General features: G+C 68.3%; 19 protein-coding genes. 6 read left to right on the forward strand and 13 right to left on the reverse strand.

The genetic code is table 11. The features are described from left to right. Nucleotides 1-113 precede the first annotated feature (113 nt). Complete coding sequence (locus FHR20_RS10490) at nucleotides 114-860, reverse strand: FadR/GntR family transcriptional regulator (protein WP_167299605.1); 747 nt, start codon at nucleotides 858-860, stop codon at nucleotides 114-116. Between the two features lie 96 nt (nucleotides 861-956). Beyond that, nucleotides 957-3,830: a TonB-dependent receptor gene (locus tag FHR20_RS10495; protein ID WP_167299606.1), complete on the reverse strand. Its 2,874-nt coding sequence runs from the start codon at nucleotides 3,828-3,830 to the stop codon at nucleotides 957-959. 129 nt (nucleotides 3,831-3,959) lie between these two features. Here FHR20_RS10495 and FHR20_RS10500 point away from each other — a divergent pair, with 129 nt between their 5' ends. Next, complete coding sequence (locus tag FHR20_RS10500; protein WP_167299607.1) at nucleotides 3,960-4,994, forward strand: sugar kinase; 1,035 nt, start codon at nucleotides 3,960-3,962, stop codon at nucleotides 4,992-4,994. A 14-nt stretch (nucleotides 4,995-5,008) separates the two neighbouring features. On the opposite strand, the gene FHR20_RS10505 is transcribed toward FHR20_RS10500, so the two are convergent. From FHR20_RS10505 to FHR20_RS10535, 7 genes are all read right to left on the reverse strand, one after another. Further along, a complete protein-coding gene (locus tag FHR20_RS10505; RefSeq protein ID WP_167299608.1) occupies nucleotides 5,009-5,782 on the reverse strand; it encodes a TSUP family transporter in 774 nt (257 codons plus the stop codon). A gap of 81 nt (nucleotides 5,783-5,863) precedes the next feature. Beyond that, nucleotides 5,864-6,742, reverse strand: a complete 879-nt coding sequence (locus FHR20_RS10510; RefSeq protein ID WP_167299609.1) for a rhamnogalacturonan acetylesterase — start codon at nucleotides 6,740-6,742, stop codon at nucleotides 5,864-5,866. 36 nt (nucleotides 6,743-6,778) lie between these two features. Continuing rightward, nucleotides 6,779-7,531, reverse strand: coding sequence for an SDR family NAD(P)-dependent oxidoreductase (locus tag FHR20_RS10515; RefSeq protein WP_167299610.1), 753 nt, complete (start codon nucleotides 7,529-7,531; stop codon nucleotides 6,779-6,781). Next, on the reverse strand, nucleotides 7,528-8,823 hold the full coding sequence (locus FHR20_RS10520; RefSeq protein WP_167299611.1) for an MFS transporter: 1,296 nt from the start codon (nucleotides 8,821-8,823) through the stop codon (nucleotides 7,528-7,530). The genes FHR20_RS10515 and FHR20_RS10520 overlap by 4 nt, the downstream gene beginning before the upstream one ends. Before the next feature lie 3 nt (nucleotides 8,824-8,826). Beyond that, nucleotides 8,827-11,022 (reverse strand): alginate lyase family protein, encoded by a 2,196-nt coding sequence (locus FHR20_RS10525; RefSeq protein ID WP_167299612.1) that lies wholly within the window; start codon nucleotides 11,020-11,022, stop codon nucleotides 8,827-8,829. Next, nucleotides 11,022-12,380 carry a polysaccharide lyase 6 family protein gene (locus tag FHR20_RS10530; protein WP_167299613.1) on the reverse strand — a complete coding sequence of 453 codons (1,359 nt, stop codon included), beginning with the start codon at nucleotides 12,378-12,380 and terminating at the stop codon, nucleotides 11,022-11,024. The genes FHR20_RS10525 and FHR20_RS10530 overlap by 1 nt, the downstream gene beginning before the upstream one ends. Nucleotides 12,381-12,527: 147 nt before the next feature. Beyond that, nucleotides 12,528-13,058 carry a hypothetical protein gene (locus tag FHR20_RS10535; protein WP_167299614.1) on the reverse strand — a complete coding sequence of 177 codons (531 nt, stop codon included), beginning with the start codon at nucleotides 13,056-13,058 and terminating at the stop codon, nucleotides 12,528-12,530. Between the two features lie 238 nt (nucleotides 13,059-13,296). On the opposite strand from FHR20_RS10535, the gene FHR20_RS10540 reads away from it, so the two are divergent. Beyond that, nucleotides 13,297-15,411, forward strand: a complete 2,115-nt coding sequence (locus FHR20_RS10540; RefSeq protein ID WP_167299615.1) for a TonB-dependent receptor — start codon at nucleotides 13,297-13,299, stop codon at nucleotides 15,409-15,411. A 43-nt stretch (nucleotides 15,412-15,454) separates the two neighbouring features. Further along, nucleotides 15,455-16,156: a phosphatase PAP2 family protein gene (locus FHR20_RS10545; RefSeq protein ID WP_167299616.1), complete on the forward strand. Its 702-nt coding sequence runs from the start codon at nucleotides 15,455-15,457 to the stop codon at nucleotides 16,154-16,156. Here the strand turns inward: FHR20_RS10545 and galE are convergent. Next, complete coding sequence (galE, locus tag FHR20_RS10550) at nucleotides 16,147-17,145, reverse strand: UDP-glucose 4-epimerase GalE (protein ID WP_167299617.1); 999 nt, start codon at nucleotides 17,143-17,145, stop codon at nucleotides 16,147-16,149. The genes FHR20_RS10545 and galE overlap by 10 nt on opposite strands. Before the next feature lie 68 nt (nucleotides 17,146-17,213). On the opposite strand from galE, the gene msrA reads away from it, so the two are divergent. Then, on the forward strand, nucleotides 17,214-17,759 hold the full coding sequence (gene msrA, locus FHR20_RS10555) for a peptide-methionine (S)-S-oxide reductase MsrA (protein WP_167299618.1): 546 nt from the start codon (nucleotides 17,214-17,216) through the stop codon (nucleotides 17,757-17,759). A 19-nt stretch (nucleotides 17,760-17,778) separates the two neighbouring features. Here msrA and aqpZ read toward each other — a convergent pair whose 3' ends face one another. After that, nucleotides 17,779-18,510, reverse strand: coding sequence for an aquaporin Z (gene aqpZ, locus FHR20_RS10560; RefSeq protein ID WP_167299619.1), 732 nt, complete (start codon nucleotides 18,508-18,510; stop codon nucleotides 17,779-17,781). 138 nt (nucleotides 18,511-18,648) lie between these two features. Between aqpZ and FHR20_RS10565 the strand changes: the two genes are divergently transcribed. Then, on the forward strand, nucleotides 18,649-19,356 hold the full coding sequence (locus FHR20_RS10565) for an HAD-IA family hydrolase (protein WP_167299620.1): 708 nt from the start codon (nucleotides 18,649-18,651) through the stop codon (nucleotides 19,354-19,356). On the opposite strand, the gene FHR20_RS10570 is transcribed toward FHR20_RS10565, so the two are convergent. Continuing rightward, nucleotides 19,353-20,315 carry an L-threonylcarbamoyladenylate synthase gene (locus FHR20_RS10570; RefSeq protein ID WP_425057380.1) on the reverse strand — a complete coding sequence of 321 codons (963 nt, stop codon included), beginning with the start codon at nucleotides 20,313-20,315 and terminating at the stop codon, nucleotides 19,353-19,355. The genes FHR20_RS10565 and FHR20_RS10570 overlap by 4 nt on opposite strands. Between FHR20_RS10570 and FHR20_RS10575 the strand changes: the two genes are divergently transcribed. Continuing rightward, entirely contained in the window at nucleotides 20,314-22,005 is a 1,692-nt protein-coding gene (locus tag FHR20_RS10575; RefSeq protein ID WP_167299621.1) for an acyl-CoA dehydrogenase family protein, read from the forward strand. The genes FHR20_RS10570 and FHR20_RS10575 overlap by 2 nt on opposite strands. 79 nt (nucleotides 22,006-22,084) lie before the next feature. On the opposite strand, the gene FHR20_RS10580 is transcribed toward FHR20_RS10575, so the two are convergent. Continuing rightward, entirely contained in the window at nucleotides 22,085-22,762 is a 678-nt protein-coding gene (locus FHR20_RS10580) for an ArsR/SmtB family transcription factor (RefSeq protein WP_086130533.1), read from the reverse strand. Nucleotides 22,763-22,788: the final 26 nt, after the last annotated feature.

Here is a 22,788-nt window from a genome sequence, read left to right on the forward strand (position 1 = left end):
GCACGGAAGTCAAGGGACTGGTCAGGCCAACTCCGGGACAAGGGCGCGCGACATCGCACCACGGCCCGTGCGACACGATCCGGGAGCTCGGGAAACGCGCCGCGGCGCGCGGCTCAGCTCAGCTGCGCGCTGATCAGGAAGCGGTTGCGGCTGGCCTCGGCCTTGCGGCGGAGCTCCAGGATCTCGCGCTCTTCCGAGGCCTTCAGCATCGCTTCGAGCAGGCGGCTGAAATGCTTGCGCATCGCCGTGCGCGCCGCCGCCGAATCGCGCTTCTTCAGCGCCTCGAGCACGGCGGCGTGCTCGTCGTGGCGGCTGTCCTCGTCCTTGCCGCAGACCGAGGCGTGAAGCGCGCAGATCTCGGGAATCTCGGTGCGCATCCGCCACAGGCTGTTGATCACGAACATGATCGCCTGGTTGCCCGAGGCGCTGGCTATGGTGAGGTGGAAGGCGCGATCCGCCTCGGTCGCGGCGGCGCTGCCCTCCTCCGCCTCGTCCATCGCGGCCATCAGCGATTCCAGCACCTGGATCTGCTCGTCGCTGATCGTCGGCGCCGCCAGCGCGGCCGCCTCCGATTCGAACAGCGAGCGCGCCTCGGTCAGCTCGAACGCGCTCACCGCCGGCAGCGCGCCCATGCCCTGCTCGCCCCGATCGCAGACATAGACGCCCGAGCCGGTCTTGATCCGCACCAGCCCCTGGGCCTGCAGCGCGATTTCCGCCTCGCGGATCGTGACGCGGCTCACCCCCAGCCGCTCCGCCATCTCGCGCTCGCCAGGCAAGCGCGAGCCGGGAGGGAAAGTGCCCTCCGCGATCATCGCCGCGATACGCTCGGCGATATCCTGGAAGAGACGGCGTTCAGCCATGTGGATCCTCGATCAGCTTGGTCTATCTCCCAGCAATGCCCCAGACCGGCAGCATTTGGAATAGGCAATTGGTCCGCACCGCCGCACTCGCCCAGATCAGCGCAGGCGGACGCGGAAGCTCAGGAAATATTGCGGCCCGTAATATTCGACGTTCCGGGTGCTGCCGACCACCGGCATGTACTCGACGCGCGGCGCGTTGAAGAGGTTGAGCGCCTGGAAACGGATATCGGCGATCTTGCTGATCCTGTAGCTCAGATTGGCATCGAAGGTGTTGTTGCCCTCGACATAGCGCAGCTGGGTATTGTCGCTGGTGAACGCCTGATAATAGCGCGAGCGATAGCGATAGATGCCCTGGAGCGAGATCGGCCCGATCTCGTAAAAGGCCTGGGCCGAGAAGACGTGCTTCGAATAGCCGCTCAGCCCCGCCGGCGGGATCAGTCCGGGGATCAGATTGCCCGTCCCGCTGTCCACCACGTCGCCGTAGCGGATGTCCTGGGTCTTGTAGTTCGACCAGGCGTAATTGTAGCTCAGCTTCACGCCCAGCCCGTCGAGCGGATGCGGCAGCCAGCTGAACCGGTTCGAGGCAGTGATCTCCAGCCCGTAGAGATCGGCCTTGTCGTTGCTGTTTGCCGTCTGGGTGACCGGCACGGCATAGTCCTGGCCCCCGATCGTGAAATTCTCGTCGGTGGTGATCGGGATCTTCCCGCCGCTGAAGCGCTTGTAATAGGCGGTCGCGGCGAACAGCGTGTCCTTGTTGGCATAATATTCGAACGCCAGGTCGCCGTTCCACGACATGGTCGGCTTCAGCCGCGGACTGCCGGTGGCGATGATCGAGTTGATCGCGTCGGTGACCGAAGTGAAGCCGTTGCCCACCTCGAGCGTGATGGTGCGGCCGGCGCCCAGTGCGCTCGGCGCGGGGCGCGACATGGCGCGATAGACGCCCGCGCGCACCCGCATCCGGGGCGCCACGTCGAAGATCGCGTTGACGCTGGGCAGCCAGCGCATCGTGCCCGCGGCGATCCTGGTATCGGTGAAGCTGCCATTGGCGCGCAGCGAGATGGTGCCGTCGCTGTTGTTGATCACGTCGAGCCCCGAGCGCAGGCCCCGGGCGGTCACTTGCGTGTGCACGCCGCGCACGCCGAAATTGCCGCGCACCGGAATGCCCGCGAACCGCCCCGAATAGGTCGCCATCGCATAGCCGGCCCAGGTCTCTTCGGTGACGTCCGAATTCTCCACGGCGCGCAGGTCGCCGCTGTTGCCCGGATCCTCGGTGCCCAGATAGTTGCGGAACTGGCAGAGCACGTCGAAGGTGGCGTAGCCGGCGATCCCCCGGCTCGGCGCGTCGGCGAAGAAGTTGCGCTCGGGAAAGGGCGTGCGGCAGGCCAGGTTCACTCGACGATCCACCGCCAGGTCGTTCTGGTCGATGTTCACGTCGTTGCTGTAGCCGAAGAATTTCCGCTTGGCCCAGCGCCCGCCGATATCGATCCGCTCGAGGAAGCCGTCGAGCTTGTAGCTCGCATCGAGCCGGGCCGAATGGATCTCGTCGTCGCGGCCATCCTGCGAGCGGGTCAGCCGGGCATCGTCGCTGAACACGTCATGGTCGGTCGGATCGAAGCGCGGATCATAAGTGAAGGCCGGCAGGAAACTCTGCGTGAAGTCGACATGATAGGGGATGCGCTGGTTGTTGATCGGCGTGCGCACGCCATAGATGTCGAACGGATCGGTGCGCAGGCGGACCTGGCGGGTGATGTCGAGCCGCGTCGTGTGCGAATAGCCGAAATCGGCGGTCACGGTGAGCCGATCCGCCGGCTTCCATTCCACATTGCCGCCCAGGCCCAGATATTTCTCGTCGCGCCGGAACAGGCCCGACACCGTCTGCATCGTCGCCGAACCGTCGGCCGAAAGCATCTGGTGGTTGTCGCCGATCACGACGTTGCGAAGGTTGTAGCGCCCCTCGGCGGTGCCGAAATCGTTGCGCTGCTCGCTATATTGGCGCCGCGAATATTGCAGGTCGAGATTGACGTCGATCGTCGGGCTCGGCTGCCATTGTACCGCACCGAACACTGCGTTGCGCAGGTCCGACGTGATCATCTGACGATAGAGATACGAGTTGGAGGCATGATAATAGGGCGTGCCTGCATTGCCCTGCTGGCGCGTCACTTCGGTGCAGTTGGTGGTAGAGACCAGGGCGGCGTTGCAGGTGAACCAGGTCGTACTGGTATAGAAGCGCTCGACCGGATCGTTCACGTCGTTGCGCTGATAGCCGATCGAGATGCCGAGCCTGCCCAGCGCGCCGATATCGAACTGGTCGATATAGCTTGCCGTCGCACGGTAGCCATAGGGGCTCCGGCCGGCGATCCGGTCCTGATAGGGATTGAGGTTGCCCTTGATCTCGGCCTGGATCTGGCGGCGCCTGTGGTCGAGCGGCTTGCGCGTCTCGAGCTCGATCAGGCCGGCCACGCCGCCCTCGATCAGGTCCGCCTGCTGCGTCTTGTAGATCTTGATCGCGTTGAACAGCTCGGACGGGAACTGGCCGAAATTCACTGCCCGGTCGCCCGAGCCGTTGGTCGCCTCGCGCCGGTTCAGCGTCGTCATGCTCAGGCCCGAGCCGAGGCCGCGGATCGAGACTTCGGTGGGACCGTAATTGGCACGGTCGATCGAGGCGCCGGTAATCGTCGCGATCACTTCGCCGACCGACTGGCCGGGCAGCTCGCCGATCTCCTTCGACGACACCGCATCGACGATCGCGTCCGAATCGCGCTTGGACTGGATCGAAGTCTGGATCGTCTCCCGGATGCCGGTGACGACGATCCGATCCTCCCGGCTCTGCTCCGTCTCGGGCGTGCCCGCCGGGGCGGGCGCGCCGTCCTGGGCCCGCGCCGGCACCGCCGCCAGTGCCGTGGCGATCGATACGCCCGCCAGCAACAGCGCGCGCGCGCGCACGCACGCCCGGATCGAGACCATAGCCATTCGAATCCTCCCCGATTGTATTCTTATACCAATTCTATGAACCTGTGGTGCGAATGATGTCAATGTTATCTTGATACCAATTATCCAATCCGCTTAGTGCGGCATCGCGGAACGGGATAGGAGGATTGGATGGCAACCGGATCGACCAGGGACGGACCAGCGCGAGTCATCGGCTTCGGCGAAGTGCTCACCCGGCTTGCGACACGGGGCCGGGTCCAGCTGCCCCAGGCGCACGGCCTCGACCTTCATGTCGGCGGGGCGGAGGCCAATGTCGTCGCCGCGCTGGCCGCGCTCGGGCACCGCACGGCGCTGGTCTCGGCGATCCCCCATGGCGGTCTTGGCGACGGCGCCTGGCGTGCGCTCGCGGCCGCGGGGGTGGATCTGGCTCCCAGCTTCCGCGCGCCCGGCCGCCAGGGCCTGTACTTCCTCAGCCCCGGCGGATCGCTGCGCCCCTCCGAGATCTTCTACGACCGCGCCGGCAGCGCGTTTGCGGCGCATGACTGGTCGGCATTCGACTGGTCCGCGGCGTTCGCGGGCGCCGAATGGCTCCACGTCTCGGGCATCACGCCCGCGCTCGGCCCCGCTCTCGCCGCGGCCACCGGCGCGGCAATGGCCGCCGCCCGGGCCGCCGGCATGCGCGTGTCGTTCGACGGCAATTATCGCGCACGCCTGTGGGAGAATTGGGACGGCGAGCCACGCGCCATCCTCACCGGCCTGGTCCGCCGGGCCGACCTGTTCTTCGCCAATCACCGCGACATGACGCTGCTGCTCGACCGGCCCTTTTCGGGCGATGGCGCGACGCGCCGGCGCGAGGCTGCGCTGGCCGGGTTCGCGGCCTTCCCGAATCTCGAATGGATCGCCTCCACTGCCCGCCAGGTCGAGACCGGCGACTGCCACCGCCTCGCCGCCCGCATCGACACGGCCGATGCCGGCTTCCAGACGCGCGAAGTGACGATACCCGGCATCGTCGACCGCATCGGCGGCGGCGACGCCTTCGCCGCGGGGGTGCTGCATGGGCTGCTCGAAGGCGTTTCGGCACCGCGGGCCGCCGAGCTGGGGCTGGCGCTGGCCTGCCTCAAGCACAGCCTGCCGGGCGACATGGCGCTGTTCTCGCGCGCAGAGGTGTCAGGCTTCTCGGGCGAAGGCGCGGACGTGAGGCGCTGACCGCGCTTCGGAAGCTAGAACCACCGCCAGATCGGGTTCGCCGGATCGGCCAGCAGCTTCACGGTCAGCGCCGCCGAAAGCAGCACGAGCAGCGGCCGCACCCCGCGCCCGCCATAGCGGATCGCCAGCCGCGCGCCGATCTGGTTGCCGGCCATGTTCGCCAATGCCATCGCGATGCCGAGCCCCCAGAGCAGCTTGCCGCCCGCGATCATCGCGAGCAGCCCGGCAAGATTGGTCGAGAGGTTGAGGAACTTGGTGTTGCCGATCGCGCGGACCAGCCCCAGCCCGGCCAGCGCGACCAGTACGGTGGTGAAGAACGAGCCCGTGCCCGGCCCGAAGAACCCGTCATAGAAACCGATGCCGGTGACGATCAGCGTGAGCCCCGCCGGCCCGATCCGGGCATGGCGATCGGCCTCGCTCATCTTCGGGGCGAGCAGGAAATAGAGCCCCATCAGGATCAGCAGGATCGGGACGAAGGCAGTGAGGAACGACGGGTTCATGAACTGCAGCGTCGTCGCCCCCGCCGCCGCGCCGGCAAAGGCGCCGCAGGCGGGCAAGGCGAAGCGGCGGAAATCGACATGGCCGGCACGGGCATAGGTGAACAGCGCCGATCCGGTGCCGCAGGCGCTGGCCAGCTTGTTGGTCGCGATCGCCGAGACGGGCGGGATGCCCGCCGCCATCAGCGCCGGCAGCGAGATCAGCCCGCCGCCGCCCGCCATCGCGTCGATCGTGCCGGCGAGCAGCGCCATGGTGACGAGGAAGGCGAGGATGTCGGGGGTGAGGTGCATGGCCAGCCCGATAGGACAGGCGCGTCCGGGGAAAAAGAGGGGCGCGGCCGAGGGAGTCGAACCGCGCCCCAGGGACGGAGCTCAGGGGAGCAGCTGGCTGCTCAATTCGGGAATGGCGACGGCGAGGTCGTACGCGACGATCCTGGCGAACACCTTGGCGCCTGCCTCGCCGACATGGGTATAGTCGAACTTGGCGGCGATCCGGCCGCGCGGGCCGGTCTTGGGCAGTGTCGAGGACGGCGGCGCCTCGGGCGCCGGGCGCGGGCGCAGCGTGGTGCCGGCCCTGGCCGCGGCCACTTCCTCGGCAAGCGGATCGGCCATCGCCAGCTTCATCGATTCGACCGCGCCGAGCTGCTCGACGGCCCTGGCGCTGTCGCGGTTGAGATCGACGAGCGGCACCTTGTTCTCTAGCGCGACCTTGCGGACGGCCTCGGCCCAGCCAGCCAGCGTGTTGTCGAGCCGGCCGCCCCGGAATTCGCGGCGCGACAGCGGCGTAACCAGTACCGGCACCGCGCCCGCGGCACGCACGTCGAGCACCATCTGCTTGAGGTTCGACGGGAATTCGTCGGCGAGGTCGGTCCAGCGCTCGGCCTTGGTCGACTGGTCGTTATGCGCGAACTGGATGAGGACATATTTCCGCGCATAGCCCGCCGCCCGCGCCTCGCTCATCGCGATCTCCCATGAGCCTTCGGCGCGGTAGCTGCGGGTCGAGCGGCCGCCACGGCCCAGGTTGAGGCACGCGAGGTTCGACTTGACGTGATAGGCGCAGAACGCGGACGCCCAGCCGCTGCCGGGCGCCATGGTGGAATCGCCGACCAGGATGATCTTGTAGGCGGAGATCGGCGGCGCATCGACGCGCTTCTCCCGCTTCTCGAGCGGAGGCTGGGCCTCCGCAGCCTGGGCGAAGGCCGCCCCCGGCAGCGCCGCCAGCGCGGCCAGCATGATTGCCGTCTTCAACATTCCCCATCCTCCCGGTTGCGGCGCTTCCTCCCCCGATCAGGAGAAGCCGAGCCCGCCATTGATGTCCATGTTCACTCCGGTCAGGAACGACGCGTCGTTCGAGGCGAGGAAGACCACGGCCGAGGCCACTTCGTCCGGATGCCCTTCGCGGCGCAGCGGCGTGTTGCCGGCCACCGCCCTGCGGCCCTCGGGCCTGGAGAAGATGTCGTGGAAACTGGTGCCGATCAGCCCCGGGCACAGCGCATTGACGCGGATGCCCTGCGGGCCCAGTTCCTTGGCCAGGCTGCGCGTGAAGGTCATCAGCGCGCCCTTGGCAGTCGCGTAGATCGCAGCGCCCGGCCCGCCGCCGTCGCGGCCGGCGAGCGAGGAGAGATTCACGATCGCACTGCCCTCGCCCAGGTGCGGCAGCACGGCCTTGGTGACGAGGAAGGCCGACTTCAGGTTCAGCTCCATGACCTGGTCGAAGAACGCCTCGTCCATGTCGGCCAGCGTCTTGCGGGCGACCATGCCGCCGGCGACGTTCACCAGCACGTCGACACGCTGGCCGAATGCCGCAACGGTCTCCGCGACCAGCCTCGACACGTCTTCGGGCCTGGTCACATCGGCCTGTACCAGGATCGCGGTGCCACCGGCCGCCTCGATCTCCGCCACGGTCGCCTGCGCGGCCTCGGCGTCGCTGCGATAGTTGACCGCGACCCTGGCGCCTTCCGCCGCCAGCTGCAGCGAAACCGACTTGCCGATATCACGCCCGCCGCCGGTTACGATGGCGACCTTGTCCTTCAATTTCATGCTGGGTCCTGCTTGGTCTGGAGAGTTGCGTCCGCGATGCGCGGCACGCCGCGCCCGAGGATCAGAATGGCGAGAAGCGCGAGCGGCACGATCGCCGCGGCCAGCGCGAAGATCGGCGCATAGCCCTGGGCAGTCATCACCGGCACCAGCCAGGTCGTGATCAGCGTGCCGGCCACGGCGGCGGTGCCGCTGATGCCGGCAAGACTGCCGACCGCGCCGCCGGCGAAATAGTCGCCCGGCATGGTCTGGATGTTGTTGATCGCCACCTGGAAGCCGAACAGGATCACCGCGATCAGCAGCACCGCCGCCAGCGGGGTGGAGGCCTGGGCAGTGAGCAGCAGCGCCGGCAGCATGATCGCGCAGCCGATGGCGATGGCGAGCTTGCGCGCCGCCAGCGCGCTCCAGCCCCGGGCGATCAGCACGCCGGAGAACCAGCCGCCGAGGAGACTGCCCAGCATCGCGCCGACGAACGGCACCCAGCCGAACATGCCGATCTGCTTCACGTCGAAACCGAAGGTCTCGGCCAGGTAGATCGGCAGCCAGGAGACGAACAGCCACCAGACCGGATCGAGGAAGAAGCGCCCGAGCAGGATCGCCCAGCTCTGGCGATAGCGCAGCAACGCCAGCATCCCGGGCGCCGGCGCCGCGCCTTCCGGGGCCTCCGCCGTTGCGGGACGCGCAGCGATATGGGCGCGCTCTTCATCGCTCAGCCAGGGATGGCGATCGGGATCGGCGCGATAGACGAACAGCCAGGGGACCAGCCAGACAAGGCCGAGCACGCCGACCAGCACGAAGGTCGCCCGCCAGCCGAACGCACCGTAGAGCGCGGCCACCGCCGGTGCGGCGATGATCGCGCCGATCGCGGCACCTGCATTGAAGATGCCTTGGGCGAAGGCGCGCTCCTGCGGCGGGAACCACAAGGCATTGGCCTTGACCGCGCCCGGCCAATTGCCCGCCTCCGACACGCCGAGCGTGACGCGCAGGCAGAGCAGCGCTCCCAGCGAGCGGACCAGGGCATGTGCGCCGATCGACACCGACCAGACGGCGATCGCGATGACGAAGCCGATCCGCGTCCCGATCCGGTCGAGCAGCTTGCCGAACAGCGACTGACCCGCGGCATAGGCGATCATGAACATGGTCACGAGCAGCGCATAGTCCGCCTTGCCCGCGCCGATGTCCCTAGAAACTGCCGGCCACATCACGGCAAGCGCGTTGCGGTCGATATAGTTGATCACCGTGACCAGCCCGATCAGGCCGATGACGAGCCAGCGCAGGCCCTTGACCTTGGCCACGGCTCAGTTCCCCTTGCCCGTGTCGAACCGGGAGAAATGGCCCTTCCAGTCGAGCTTCCTGCCGTCGACCGTCGCCGAGTGGACGGCGCCGGCATCGGCCGAGAAGGCGATGGCGAGCGTGACGCCGCGGCCGTCGGCGAGCTTGATCGTGATCACGTCCGCATCCCCGGTACGGACATGGGTGAAACCCTTCACGCGGCTGTTGCTCGCGGTCGTCTTCTCCTCTCCCGCGTCGTAGTTGCCGTGCGGCTCGAGCAGGTTGACGAACCGGGCGCTGGCCGCCCCGCTCACCCGCTCGATCAACAGCGGCTCGCGGCGCAGGTTGAACCTGGGATCGTTCGCCCCGCTCTCGCCCAGGATGACGCTGGCGCCGGCCGGCGCGATCATGCGGTAGGTATAGAAGCGGTTGTCGTTGATCCAGGTAACCGCGCCATTGTCCGGCCCCGGCGCGCCGGTCGCGTCGACCCAGATGTGCTGATAGCCGTTCGCCTTGCCGAGCACCGGCCGCTCCGCGGCGTTCGACTGGAGCGGGAAGCCGATCGCGGTGATCTGGCCGGCATAGTGGAGCGGCAGGTCATAGGTGGCTGGCTTGTCGCCGGTCACGTCGAGCAGGTCGACGATCATCGGGCTCTCGATGCCGTCCACCGGCAGCTGGACCAGCGTACGGCGATAGCGCACCCCGGGATAGGCATCGGTCATCTCGGCGGTGCTCACCGTCGCCTGCGGCGTGCTTGCCCAGAACAGCTGCTTCGGCGCGAGCTTGTCGCCAACCTTCCACTTGCCGCCGAAATTGCTGGCCTCGTTCACGACGAGCGTGTTGTGCGCGACGGTCTGCTTCGCCCAGCTCTCATTTTCCTTGAGGTAGCGCCCGCCGTCCTTGCTCTCGACATTGAGGAAGCGTGCCGCGCCGTAATCGGTCACGATGGCATGGCCATTGTCGTAGAGAATCCAGTGCAGCTTGTCGAAATGGCCATGCCCCATGCCCATCGCGCTGTTCTTGGCGACGAGCACCTGGTCGGTGTCGGCGGGCCCCGAACGCATGATGGCGAGGCCGCCCATGTCGCCCCTGGGCCCATCGCGCAGGAACTGCGAGGCGAAGGGGAAGGACTGGGCCTTGCCCGCCGCCAGGTCGCGCGCCACCATCAGGCCGTCGGGCGTCAGCACGGTGCGCCCCTGCCATTTGGCGATCGAGAGCAGCGCCGGATCCCTGGTCGCCTCATAGCCGATCGCCACCGATTGATAGAGCTCGTCGGTCTTCAGGCTCTTGTCCGGCATCGCGTCGTTGAACGGGAAGAAATACCCGTCATAGGTCGTCTGGATCGAAGTCCGGATCGCCTTCAGCAGCACGCCGTCGCGGTGCTGGAAGATCTTCAGTTCGGGCTGGTTCGCCGCGATGAAGCGCGCGAACAGCACGAAGGGCAGCATCGCATAGCGCTGGTAATAGGGCCCTTCGACATAATAGCCGTCGGGCGAGAAGAGCTGGTCGATCTGCGCCAGGAAGCCGAACTTGCCGTCGCGCTTCAGCCCCTTCAGCGCCACCTCGACGAAACCCGCGTCGCGCAGCGTGTAGCCGATCATGCCCACCGCGGCGCAGGCCCAGGTGGCATGGTTGTGGATCTGGTCGAACTCCTCGGCCTGGCCGGCCGAGAGGAAGGTCGCCATCGGGCGGAACACCTTGTCGTCGATCGTCGCGCGGTCGTCGGCGCTCAGCGTATCGCGGATCGCGTCATAGCCCTGCACCGCATAGACCGCCCATACCGCGTCGTTGAGGCTCTGCCAGAAGAGCCGACCCGGCCGCTGGTCGCTCGCCGCCGGATGGTTGCCGAGCGTCGGGTAGAGCCTGGCATATTCGAGCAGTTCGGCCTTGGCGAAATCGGCATAGCGCTGCTCGCCGGTGATGCGGAACAGGAGCCCCGCGCCATAGATGGCGGTATAGTTCCGCTTGTGCTGCTCGTGCGTGTAGCCGCCGCCGGGATCCCTGGGCTGGGGCACCACCACGCCGGCCTTGATCGCCTTGTCGACTTCGCGGCGGACGCGCTTCAGCTCGGCGGCGAACAGCGGATAGGCTGTGGCCTCCGTCGCGGTCGCCGCCATCTCGGAAGCGCGAAACAGCGTGGGCTGCGCACCCGGCGCGGGCTGCGCAATGGCGGGCGCGCCGAGCAGACAGGTGCCGGCGAGGAGAAACGCGAAACGAGTCATCAATGGCTTCCCGGAAGCGGCGAGGCCGCAGGCTTGGCGTACCAGGAGACACCCGTCTCCTCGCGCGCGATGGGCTTGAGCGTGCGATCGACACCGAGTTTCGCCAGTGCCGGATCGGTCGGATAGAGCAGGCCATTGGCCGCGCGCGCGAGCGTCACCGTCCGGCGAGCCATCGCCACGGGCAAGGCGGCGGGGCCGGGCACGGACATCACGTTGCCGGCGAATGCGATTCCGGCGATGTCCGCCTTGGCAACGAAGGGATCGCCGCGCTTCGCGTTGACGAAGAGATTGTCTACGAACCGGGTCGAGATCGGCGGCAGCGACAGCTCCTCGTTCGCGCCGTTGCCCAGCGTCACCGCCGCCGCGTCGATCACGCTGTTGCGCGCGATCAGCGCATCCTCGACCTGGGCATAGCGGTTGAGCGGCGAATTGGGCACGCCGTTCATCAGCGAGATCGCGCTGTACGGCCCTTCGCCGGCCAACCCCTCCAGATAGTTGTTCCGCACGATCTGGCGGCGGTTGATCACGCGGATGCCGCCGGTGCGCTTCACCCCATTGCCGAAGAAGACATTGTCCTCGATCCGGTTGCCGTGCCCATGGCGCATCACGAATGCGCCCTGGCTCTCGACCACGGTGTTGCGACGCAGGATGTTCGCGCCCGACTTGATGGAGACGATCTCGGCTTCGCCATCGCAGCGCTCGAAGAAATTGTCCTCGACCACCGTGAATGAGTCGCTCTGCGATTCCTGGCTGGTGCCGATACGGATGGTCTCGCCCCCATTCTCGCCGAGTGGCGGACGGGGGCCGAAATAATTGTGATCGATGCGGTGATGGTTCTCGAGCGGCAGGTTCGCCGCGCGCACCACGACGAGCATCGCCCCGCCATGCGCCTTGCCGGCGAAATGCGAATGGTCGACTCGGTTGTTCCGCCCATAGAGCGACACCCAGTGATCGGTCCTGGCAGCGTCGGGCGGGCCATAGCCGTCGACCACCACGCCGGTCAGCCGCGAATTCTCCGCCCAGCGCTTCGCCCCGTCGCGAAAGGCGATCAGCTCCTCGTCGCCGCCATGGCCGTCCCTGAAGACGAGATCGGACACGACCAGCCAGTTGCCCGCCATGCGCAAGCTCGACCGACCGGTGAGGATCACCTTGCCCGGCGTCTCCGCCGTCAGCGTGATCGGCTTGTCCGCCTGGCCCGTGGCCGATAGGCGCACCGCGAAATCGCGCCACTCGCCATTGGCGAGCACGATGCGGTCACCCGGCGCCAGCAGCTTCGCCGCGGCGGCATATTCCTGCTGATCATGGACAAGCATGTCCCGCGCGCCCGCCGGAAGGGCGGAAACCGCAATCATGATCATCGACAGCGCCCAGGGTCTCAACGGATCCTCCCAACCGGCTCTGATGGCCGATGTGGGTGGGCTACCAGTCTGGCTCGCTATGTGCAAGCCAGTTTAAATACCAATTTACTGGACCAAAATTGGCATAATGGTTCTATACCATGACGGTCAGCCGCGAAGGCGGCCGGCGAAGAGCGGCGCGAGCGTCACTGCACCGGCGCCGAGCAGGATCGCGGCCACCGCCGGCTCCAGTTCGTCGGCGAGCCAGAAATAGGCCGCAGCCCCCGCCGCGGCGGCAAGGGCCAACCCCGCCAGCAACGATGCCGCGCGCAGCAGCGGGCCGGCACGGCGCGGCCAGCCGTCGACGATCCGGCGAACCCGATCCAGCGTCGCGGCGGAGAAGCCCGCAGCCTCGGCACGCATGGCCTCGCCGGCATCGATCGCCGCGCCTTCGAGCCGATACAGGATGGCGAAGCGACGAAGCGCCTCGAGCCGCGGGTTGGCAAGGCCGGATAGCCGGCGCGAGCCGAACAGCATCGCCCCCAGCCGCTCGATCCGGTGCGGCGCGCGCAACGAGGCACGGCCGTCCGCCTGGGAAAGCTGGAGCGTGCGCAATTCGAGCGGGCTCAGCACGGCCTCGGCCGGCACGGCCCCGGCCATGCCTTCCAGCAGCGCGGCCCGGCTATCGAGATATGCCATTGCAAATTCTCCTGTTCGACGAGCCGCTATCTAGGTGCGGTGCACGCGCCGGATTAGTCGCGCGCGCGGCATCGCAAGGTTTCCGCAAATGCAACGATCCCCAGACGGAGCGACGCCGTGCCGCCCGCAAGCGCCCGCGGCGGCCAGTCGGTCCGTAAGCGGGACAAAAGAACTTGATACCTTATATCATCGCGACTACCGCGACGCGGCAAGTTTCATGGTTCGGGAAGATTCGTCGATGTTGCGTCCGTTGCTGCTCGGTTCCGCCGCCCTGCTCGCCCTGCCCGCCCATGCCCAGAGCGATATGGGCGACACGGTGGCCGCAGCGCCGGCGAGCGACACCGGCAGCGCCGCGACGGCGCCGCAGGATCATGACCAGCCGGGCGCCCAGATCGTCGTCACCGGCACCCGGGCCCGCAACACCGCCGACGTGCTGGGCGGCACCGCCGTCCTCGCCAAGGAGGAGCTGACGCGCGACCTGCGACCGACGATCGGCGAGACGCTGGCGCAGCAGCCGGGCGTCTCGGCCTCGTCGTTCGGGCCCAATGCCTCGCGGCCGGTGCTGCGCGGCTTCATCGGCGCGCGCGCCCCGCTGCTCACCGATGGCATCGGCAGCATCGACGTGTCGAACACCTCGGCCGATCACGCGCCGATCATCAACCCGCTCACCGCCGATCGCATCGAAGTGCTGCGCGGACCGACCGCGCTGATCTTCGGCCCCTCGGCGATCGGCGGCGTGGTCAACGTGATCGACAGCCGCATCCCGCGCCACATGCCCCAGGAAACGGTCCATTTCGACGGCATCGCCAGCTATGGCAGCGCCGCCGACGAGCGCTCGGCCTCGGGCGCGGCGGACGTGCCGGTGACGAGCAAGATCGTCCTCCACGCGGACGGCAGCTTCACCCAGACCGGCGACCAGCGCACCGGCGGCTATGTCCTGTCGCCCGCGCTCCGCGCCCAGGCGGCGGCGAGCGCCGATCCTGCGATCCAGGACCTGGCCGACCTCAAGGGCAAGGTGCCCAACACCGCCGCCAAGACCTGGGACGTGGCCGGCGGCGCCGCGATCATCGACGGCAACAACAATCTCGGCTTCTCGGTGAGCCATTTCGACACTTTCTACGGCGTGCCGATCCGCTACTCGCTCGATCCGTCGATCGAGGCCGAGCAGGTGCGCCTCCATGCGCAGCAGACCCGCGTCGACATCCGCGGCGAAGTCGATACCGGCGGCGGCATCTTCCGCCAGATCCGCACGCGGCTGGCCGCGGCCGACTACAAGCATTCGGAGATCGCGGAGGACGGCGCCATCGGCACCACCTTCTACAATCAGGGCTATGAAGGCCGGCTCGAGCTGGTCCAGACCGCGCGCGGCGGCTGGGAAGGCATGATCGGCGGCCAGTTCAGCCTGCGCGACATGCATGTGGTCGGCGACGAGAAGTTCCTGCCCAAGAATTCGGCGCAGCAATTCGGCCTGTTCACGCTCCAGTCGCTCGACATGGGCCCGTTCAAGGCCGAGGCGGCGGCGCGCTTCGAGCATAACATCGTCGATGCCCAGGCCGATGCCGATATCGGCAACCCCGCCTATAACCGCACTTTCAACAGCTTCTCCGCCTCGCTCGGCGCCAGCTATGCCGTGGCCCAGGGCATGCGCTTCGGCATCAACGTCTCGCGCGCCGAGCGGGCGCCGACCCCGGAGGAGCTGTTCGCCGACGGCCCGCACGCCGGGACGCAGGCGTTCGAGATCGGCAACCCGAATTTCGGCACCGAGAAGAGCTGGGGCGTCGAGGCGACCTTCAAGGGCTCGGGCGACGGCTTCGCCTTCTCGACCGCGGCCTATTACAACTGGTTCACCGGCTATATCTACGACACGCCGACCGGCGCGACGCGGGACGACCTGCCGGTGTTCCAGTACAATCAGGCAAATGCCCGCTATTACGGCTTCGAGGCCGAGGGCTCGTTCCGCATCGCGACGGTGAAGGACTTCACGATCAACGCCACCGCGCTGGCCGATTATGTCCATGCCGAGATCGTCGGCACCGGCCCGGCACCGCGCATTCCGCCGCTGCGCATCAATGGCGGGATCGAGGCGACCTCGGACCGCTTCACGCTTCGCGGCGAAGTGGAGCATGTGTTCGACCAGACGCGCATCTCCGCCTTCGAGACGCCCACCAACGGCTTCACCTTCGTCAACGCCTCGATCTCGTGGAAGCCCTGGGGCGCTGGCTCGAACACCAGTCTGCAGCTCTCCGCGAACAACATCTTCGACGTCGAGGCCCGCCGGGCCGCGAGCGTGCTGAAGGACTATGCGCCCCTGCCGGGCCGCGACATCCGCGTGACCGCGCGCATCCAGATCTGACGGCGCCCAATCCTCCCTCTCCCTCTCCGGGGGAGGATTGGCTATGGCGGACCCGATGCACCCCGACCCCGAAGCCCCGCCCACTTCCCGCCGCCTGCCCTGGCCGGTCCTTGCCGCTTCGGGCTTCGCGCTGTTCCTCCTCGCGCTGCTCTGGTGCGGGCACGAACTGGTCGAGGGCGACGGCGCGGCAGTGGACCGTGCGATCATGCTGGCAATGCGGGCGGACGGGCATCCGATCGGCCCCGCCTGGCTGCCCTCGGCGGTGCGCGACGTGACCGCGCTGGGCAGCACCACGGTGCTGAGCTTCCTCGTGCTGGTCGGCGCGATCTTCCTCTGGCTCGCCGGCCGGCTGCGCACCGCGCTCCTCCTCGTCGGCGCCACTGCGCTCGGCTCGCTCACCGTGGAGACGATCAAGGCACTCGTCAGCCGTTCGCGGCCCGACCTGGTCGGGCGGCTGATGGAGGAGACCTCCAAGAGCTTCCCCAGCGGCCATGCCGCGCTGAGCGCGATCGTCTACCTCACGCTCGCCACCCTGCTCTTCCCGGTACTGCCCGATCGCCGCATCCGCGCCTTCGTGCTCGCCGTCGCGCTGGTCCTCACCCTGTCGGTGGGAATCAGCCGCGTCTATCTGGGCGTGCACTGGCCGAGCGACGTCGCCGCCGGCTGGGCGTTCGGCGGCGTCTGGGCGATGCTATGGTGGCGGATCGAGCTGGCGCTGCTGGACCGCCGCGGCCCTCAGCCCTGACGCTCGGCCAGCTTGCGCTCCCAGGCGAGTGCGTCCTTGACGATGCCCTCCAGGTCGTCGTGCTTCGGCCGCCAGGGCAGCGCCGCCAGGATCGCGCCATTGTCTGCGATCAGCGCATCGGGATCGCCTGCGCGGCGCCCCTCCAGCCTGCGCTCGATCGTTACATTGGTGACCCGGTCGACCGCATCGAGCACCTGGAGCACCGAGAAGCCGCGGCCATAGCCGGCGTTGAGGATGTGGCTCTCGCCCGGTCGCGCGATCAGCAGGTCGAGCGCATCGACATGCGCGGCGGCCAGGTCGCTGACATGGATATAGTCGCGTACGCCGGTGCCGTCGGGCGTATCGAAATCGGTGCCGAAGACCGAGACATGGCCGCGCTTGCCCGTAGCCGCCTCGACCGCGACCTTGATCAGGTGCGTCGCCCCCGCGGTCGACTGGCCGGAGCGGCCCTGCGGATCGGCGCCCGCGACGTTGAAATAGCGCAGCGCCGCATAGTTGACCGGATGCGCCGCGGCGACGTCGCCCAGCATGATCTCGGTCATCAGCTTGGACATGCCATAGGGGTTGATCGGCCGCTTGGGGCTGTCCTCGCGCACCGGCACGACCTCGGGAATGCCATAGGTCGCGGCGGTGGAGGAGAAGATGAAATGCTTCACCCCCTCGGCCACCGCGCTCTCGATCAGCGCGCGGCTGGCCGCAGTGTTGTTGCGATAATATTTGAGCGGATCCGTCACGCTCTCCGGCACCACCACGGAACCGGCGAAATGCATGATCGCGATCACGCCATGCGCGCGGATCGCGGCACGCACCTTCTCGTCATCGGCAATGTCGGCGACCACCAGCGCGGCACGCGGGTCGACCGCCCAGTCGAAGCCGGTGACGAGGTTGTCGACCACCACGACCTTCCAGCCGGCATCGAGCAGCGCCAGCACGGCATGGCTGCCGATATAGCCTGCCCCACCCGTCACCAGCACCGTGCCTTCGCGCATCTTCGACCTCGTCCCTTTGCTCGGGCCTCGCTCAATCCTATCTTTGCGCCGATAGCAAGGAGTTCACGATGACCATCGAGACCGCAACGCTGGCCGGAGGCTGTTTCTGGTGCACCGAGGCCGTGTTCAACGACGTGATCGGCGTGCAGTCGGTCGAAAGCGGCTATATCGGGGGAACCAGGGAGAACCCGACCTACAAGGAAGTCTGCTCGGGCACGACCGGCCATGCCGAGGCGATCCGGATAGGCTTCGACACCGACCAGATCAGCTATGGCGAGATCCTCGACATCTTCCTGGCGACGCACGACCCGACCCAGCTCAACCGCCAGGGCAACGATATCGGCACCCAGTATCGCTCGGCGATCTTCCCGCATTCGGCCGAACAGGAGCGCGAGGCGCTGGACGCTATCGACCGGGCCCGCCCCGACTGGCCGGAACCGATCGTCACCGCGATCGAGCCGCTCGGCCAATGGTGGCCGGCCGAGGACTATCACCAGGAATATTGGCAGGGCGACGGCCAGCGGAACCCCTATTGCCTGGCCGTGATCCCGCCCAAGCTGCGCAAGCTCCGCAAGAGCTTCGCCGCGCGGAGCAAGGAAGGCGCGACGGCCTGACGCCGCGCCTCCCCTCGCCTCATTCCGCGGGCAGCGCTTCGCCTTCGATCGGCGGGCGCTTGCCCGCATCGGCGCCGAGCGCCTTGTAGACGAAGCCGCCGAGCAGGCCGCCGACGATCGGCGCGATCCAGAACCAGGCGAGCTGCTGCAGCGCGATGCCGCCCTCGAGCAGTGCCGGCCCGGTCGAGCGCGCCGGATTGACCGACGTGTTGGTGACGGGAATCGAGATCAGGTGGATCAGCGTCAGCGCCAGCCCGATCGCGATCGGCGCGAAGCCGGCCGGGGCGCGGCTGTCGGTCGATCCCATGATCACCATCAGGAACATGAAGGTCAGCACGACTTCGATCGCCATGGCCGATTCGAACGAGAAATGGCCGGGCGAATGCGCACCGAAGCCGTTGGAAGCCAGGCCGCCGGCAAAGCCCGGCCCGCCGCTGGCGATATACCAGAGCAGCCCCGCGCCGATCACCGCGCCGATCACTTGCGCGATCACGTAGAGCGGGATGTCCCTGGCCGGGAAGCGGCCGCCGGCCCACAGGCCGAAGGTAACGGCCGGATTGAGGTGGCAGCCCGAGATATGGCCGATCGAATAGGCCATGGTGAGCACGGTGAGGCCGAAGGCGAGGCTGACGCCCGCCAGCCCGATACCGACATCGGGGAACGCAGCGGCAAGCACGGCACTGCCGCATCCGCCGAAGACGAGCCAGAACGTGCCGATCAGTTCGGCGAGCCCGCGTTGCACATTGCTCATGATATTGCCCTCCTGCTGTTTCCGGTCTCTCTCCCAAACCCCCAGACCTGCGCAGATTTGTAAGTCTTCGGCGCCCGGAATGCAAAGCGCGGCGGATCGCAGTTGCGGCACGGCGGCGGCTGTGGTGAGGGAAGGGCGATGACGCTTCCCGATCGCAGCTTCGCCGCCTTCCTGTTCGACATGGACGGAACGCTCGTGAACAGCCTGGCCGTGGTCGACCGGGTGTGGCGCGCCTGGGCGGCCCGGCACGGCATCGCGGCCGATCCGCTGATGGCGGCCCTGCACGGTGTCCGCGCGATCGAGACGATCCGCCGCTTCGCCCCTGCCGGGGTGGATGCCGAAGCGGAGACGGAGGCGCTCACCCAGGCCGAGATCGACGATGTCGACGGCCTGGCGGAGATCGCCGGGGCCGCGGCATTCCTGTCTCTCCTGCCCGCGGATCGCTGGGCATTGGTCACCTCGGCGCCGCGCGCGCTGGCGCTGCGCCGGCTGGCGGCAGCTGGCATGGCGCTGCCGGAAGTGGTGATCACCGCCGAGGACGTGGTGCACGGCAAGCCCGCCCCCGATTGCTTCCTCGCCGCCGCCGAGCGGCTCGGCGTCGCCATCGGCGATTGCCTGGTGTGGGAAGACAGCCTCGCCGGCCTCGCCGCCGCCGACGCGGCCGGTGCCGCGGCGATCGCGATCACCGAGGCGCATCGCGGCGCGCTCGACACCCCGCATCCGATGCGGGCCGACTATCGGGGCCTCGACATCCAGACCGACGCGCGGGGCTGGCTGAGGCTGGTGGATGCAAACCGGCTTCCCCGCCATCTCCCTTCGGAGCCGTCGGCTGGATGCCGGACCTAGTGCGCGGCGCGGCGCAACCGGTCGTTGATCGCCACGCCGATGCCGGATTCGGGGATCGGCGCCACGGCGATGGCCCGCGCGCCGCTCGCATCGGCACGGTGCAGCGCGTCGAACAGGTTGGCGGCGGCTTCGGTGAGGTCGCCGCCGGCGGACAGGGTTTCGGCGCCGGCGATCGCGCCGAAGCCGATCAGATACTCGCCGTCCTTCGCCTCGGCCGCGTTCAGCCGCACCGGCTTGGAGGGGGCATAATGGCTGTCGAGCTGGCCCGGCGCGGTGATCCTGCCGTCCGGCACGGCGATCGCGAGCCCGAGATCCTCGGCGCCGAGCGGGCCCGGGCGCAGGATGCGCTCGCCCATCACGATCGTCGACTCCACCCCTGCCGGGGTCGCGCCGTCGTCGATCACCAACGGGATCCGCCCCGCAAGGCTCCGGACGACATGCTCGGCCCGGGTCGGGCTGATCCCGCCGCTGGCATTGGCCGAAGGCGCGGCCAGCGGCTTGCCGGTTGCCGCCAGCAAGGCCTGCATCGCGCGGTGGCGCGGCACCCGGATCGCAATCGTGTCGAGCCCGGCGGTAACCAGCGACGCGATGCCGGCATCCGGGCGCACGGGCAGCACCAGGGTCAGCGGCCCCGGCCAGAAGCGCATGGCGAGATCGCGCGCGCGATCGTCGAAGACCGCGATCCGCTCGGCGGCGGCAAGGCTCGGCACATGGACGATCAGCGGGTTGAAGCTGGGCCGCCCCTTGGCGGCATAGATGCCCGCCACGGCACGCGAATCGGTGGCGTCGGCGGCAAGCCCATAGACGGTCTCGGTGGGTATGGCGACGCATTCGCCGGCGCGAATCAGCGCCGCCGCCTCGGCGATCGCGGCCATGCCGTAGGGTAAGGTGCGCGGATTTGTCGGGCTCACGCCCCGCGAGCTATACGGCGCGAAACCAGACCACAAGAGAGGCCCCATGTTCACTCCCGCCACCGCCGACCAGCGCTTCGTGCTCGAGACCATCGTCCGCCTGGGCGAGATCAGCGAGGAGGCAGGGGAGATGACCGATGCGGTGCTGGAGGGCGCCGGTGCGTTCGCGGCAGGCGAATGGGCCCCGCTCGAGCGGGAGGGCGACACCATCGGTCCGAAATGGACGCCGGAGGGCGTGAAGATGCCCGCCGGGTTCGCGGATGCGTACAAGGCCTATGTCGAGGGTGGCTGGGGCACGATCGGCTCGCCTGTCGAGCATGGCGGCCAGGGCCTGCCGGTGAGCCTGTCGATCGCGGTGCTGGAGACGTTGGGCACCGCGAACATGGGCTTCGCGCTGGCGCCGATCCTGACGGTCGGCGCGGTCGAGGCGCTGATGCACCATGGCACGCCCGAGCAACAGGCACTCTACCTGCCCCACCTCTCGACCGGCGCCTGGACCGGCACGATGAACCTCACCGAGCCGCAGGCCGGCTCGGACGTCGGCGCGCTCAAGACTCGCGCCGAGCCGGCCGGGAACGGCAAGTGGAAGATCACGGGCACCAAGATCTTCATCTCGTTCGGCGATCACGACATGGCCGAGAACATCGTCCACCTCGTCCTCGCCCGCACGCCGGGCGCGCCGGCCGGCACCAGGGGCATCTCGCTGTTCCTGGTGCCGAAATACCGGCTGCGCGAAGACGGCGCGCCCGGCGAATTCAACGATGTCCGCACCGTCTCGATCGAGCACAAGATGGGACTGCACGCCTCGCCCACCTGCGTGCTGAGCTTCGGCGACCATGACGATTGCATCGGCGAGCTGGTCGGCCCCGAGCTGGGCGGCATCCGGGCGATGTTCACGATGATGAACAATGCCCGGCTCAACGTCGGCCTGCAGGGCGTGCAGGTGGCCGAGCGCGCCACCCAGCGCGCCGTGGCCTATGCCCGCGAGCGCGTGCAGGGCTATCGCGGCGGCGAGCAGGTCGCGATCGTCGAGCATCCCGATGTCCGCCGCATGCTGCTGCGGATGAAGGCGCAGACCCAGGCGGCGCGGGCGCTGGTCTATTACGCCTTCGGCCAGCTCGACCGGGCCCGGGGCGGGGATGCGGCGGCGGCCCAGCGCGTCGAGCTGCTCACGCCGCTCGCCAAGGCGCATGGCACCGATCTCGGCAACGAAGTCGCCAGCCTGGGAGTCCAGGTCCATGGCGGCATGGGCTATATCGAGGAGACGGGCGCCGCCCAGCATTTCCGCGACGCCCGCATCACGCCGATCTATGAAGGCACCAACGGCATCCAGGCCGCCGACCTGGTCGGGCGCAAGCTCGGCATGGACAATGGCGGGACGCTGCTCGGCTTGCTTGGCGAGATGCGCGAGGATGCCGAGGATACCGGCCTGCTCAACCTGATCGACGCGTGCGAGGAAGTCGCCCGCAACCTGCTGGGCAGCGAGATGGATGACCGGTTGGCTGCCAGCTATCCGTTCCTGACGATGCTCTCGACGGCAGTGTGCGGCTGGCTGATGGAAGCGAGCGGCCGCGCCGCCGCGCGCAGCGAGGGCGATCCCGCGTTCCTGAAGATGAAGCAGGCCGCGACACGCTTCTATGTCGCTCAGATCGTGCCGGAGGCGATGGGGCTCAAGCCGGCCGCCATGGCCAGGGCGGAAATGCTCTACGCGATCGATGCCGAGGGCTTCGCCGCGTAGAGCTTCCCCCTTTAGAGCCTGGGAGCATAGCGGAAGCCCGCGGACAACTCGCCGGATTTTGGCGCCGAATTGGCTGGATTTACAATGCAATCCCGAACCAGCGCGCCAATGCCGCCTCGCCGGCGCGCGTCACTTCGAGTGCGCGCGTGCCCTGGCGGGGCCGCACCCAGCTGCGCGCGACGAAATGGCGGTAGAGCGCAGTGGCGGGCGCGCCGGCGAGATGCGGGCGGCGCTCGCTCCAGTCGAGACAGGCGCGGCACGGCGCATCGAGTGCCGCCTCCGCGACGCCGAGCTCGCCGAGCAACGCCACGCCCGCGCCGGTGAGCGCCGCGCCATCATGGCCGAGCACCAGCTGGCCGCGCTCCGCCATGCGCCCGGCGATCGCGACGGCGAGTTCGCCGGCGAGATGGTCGTAGCAGGTCCGCGCGCGGCGAAGGCCCGCGTCGCGCGGCCCGGTGACGGGGAGCGGGCGGCGCGACAGTTCCTCGGCGACGCTCATCACGCTCTCGACCATCTGCGCGACTCCGGACGAGGCGAGGCGGAAATAGCGATGGCGGCCCTGCGCGGCGGGCGCGATCATTCCCGCTTCGGCGAGCCGGGCGAGGTGGCCGCTCGCGGTCTGCGGCGTCACGCCGGCGAAGCGCGCCAGCTCGCCCGCGGTAAGCGCGCGACCATCCATCAGCGCGAACAGCATGTTGGCGCGCGCGGGATCGCCCATCAGCGCCGCGGTCTCGGCAAAGGCGGAAATGCGCTGCATGCCTGCATCATGCCCGTGCGGGCCGG

It is taken from the genome of Sphingomonas leidyi, assembly GCF_011761945.1.
Classification (GTDB): domain Bacteria; phylum Pseudomonadota; class Alphaproteobacteria; order Sphingomonadales; family Sphingomonadaceae; genus Sphingomonas; species Sphingomonas leidyi.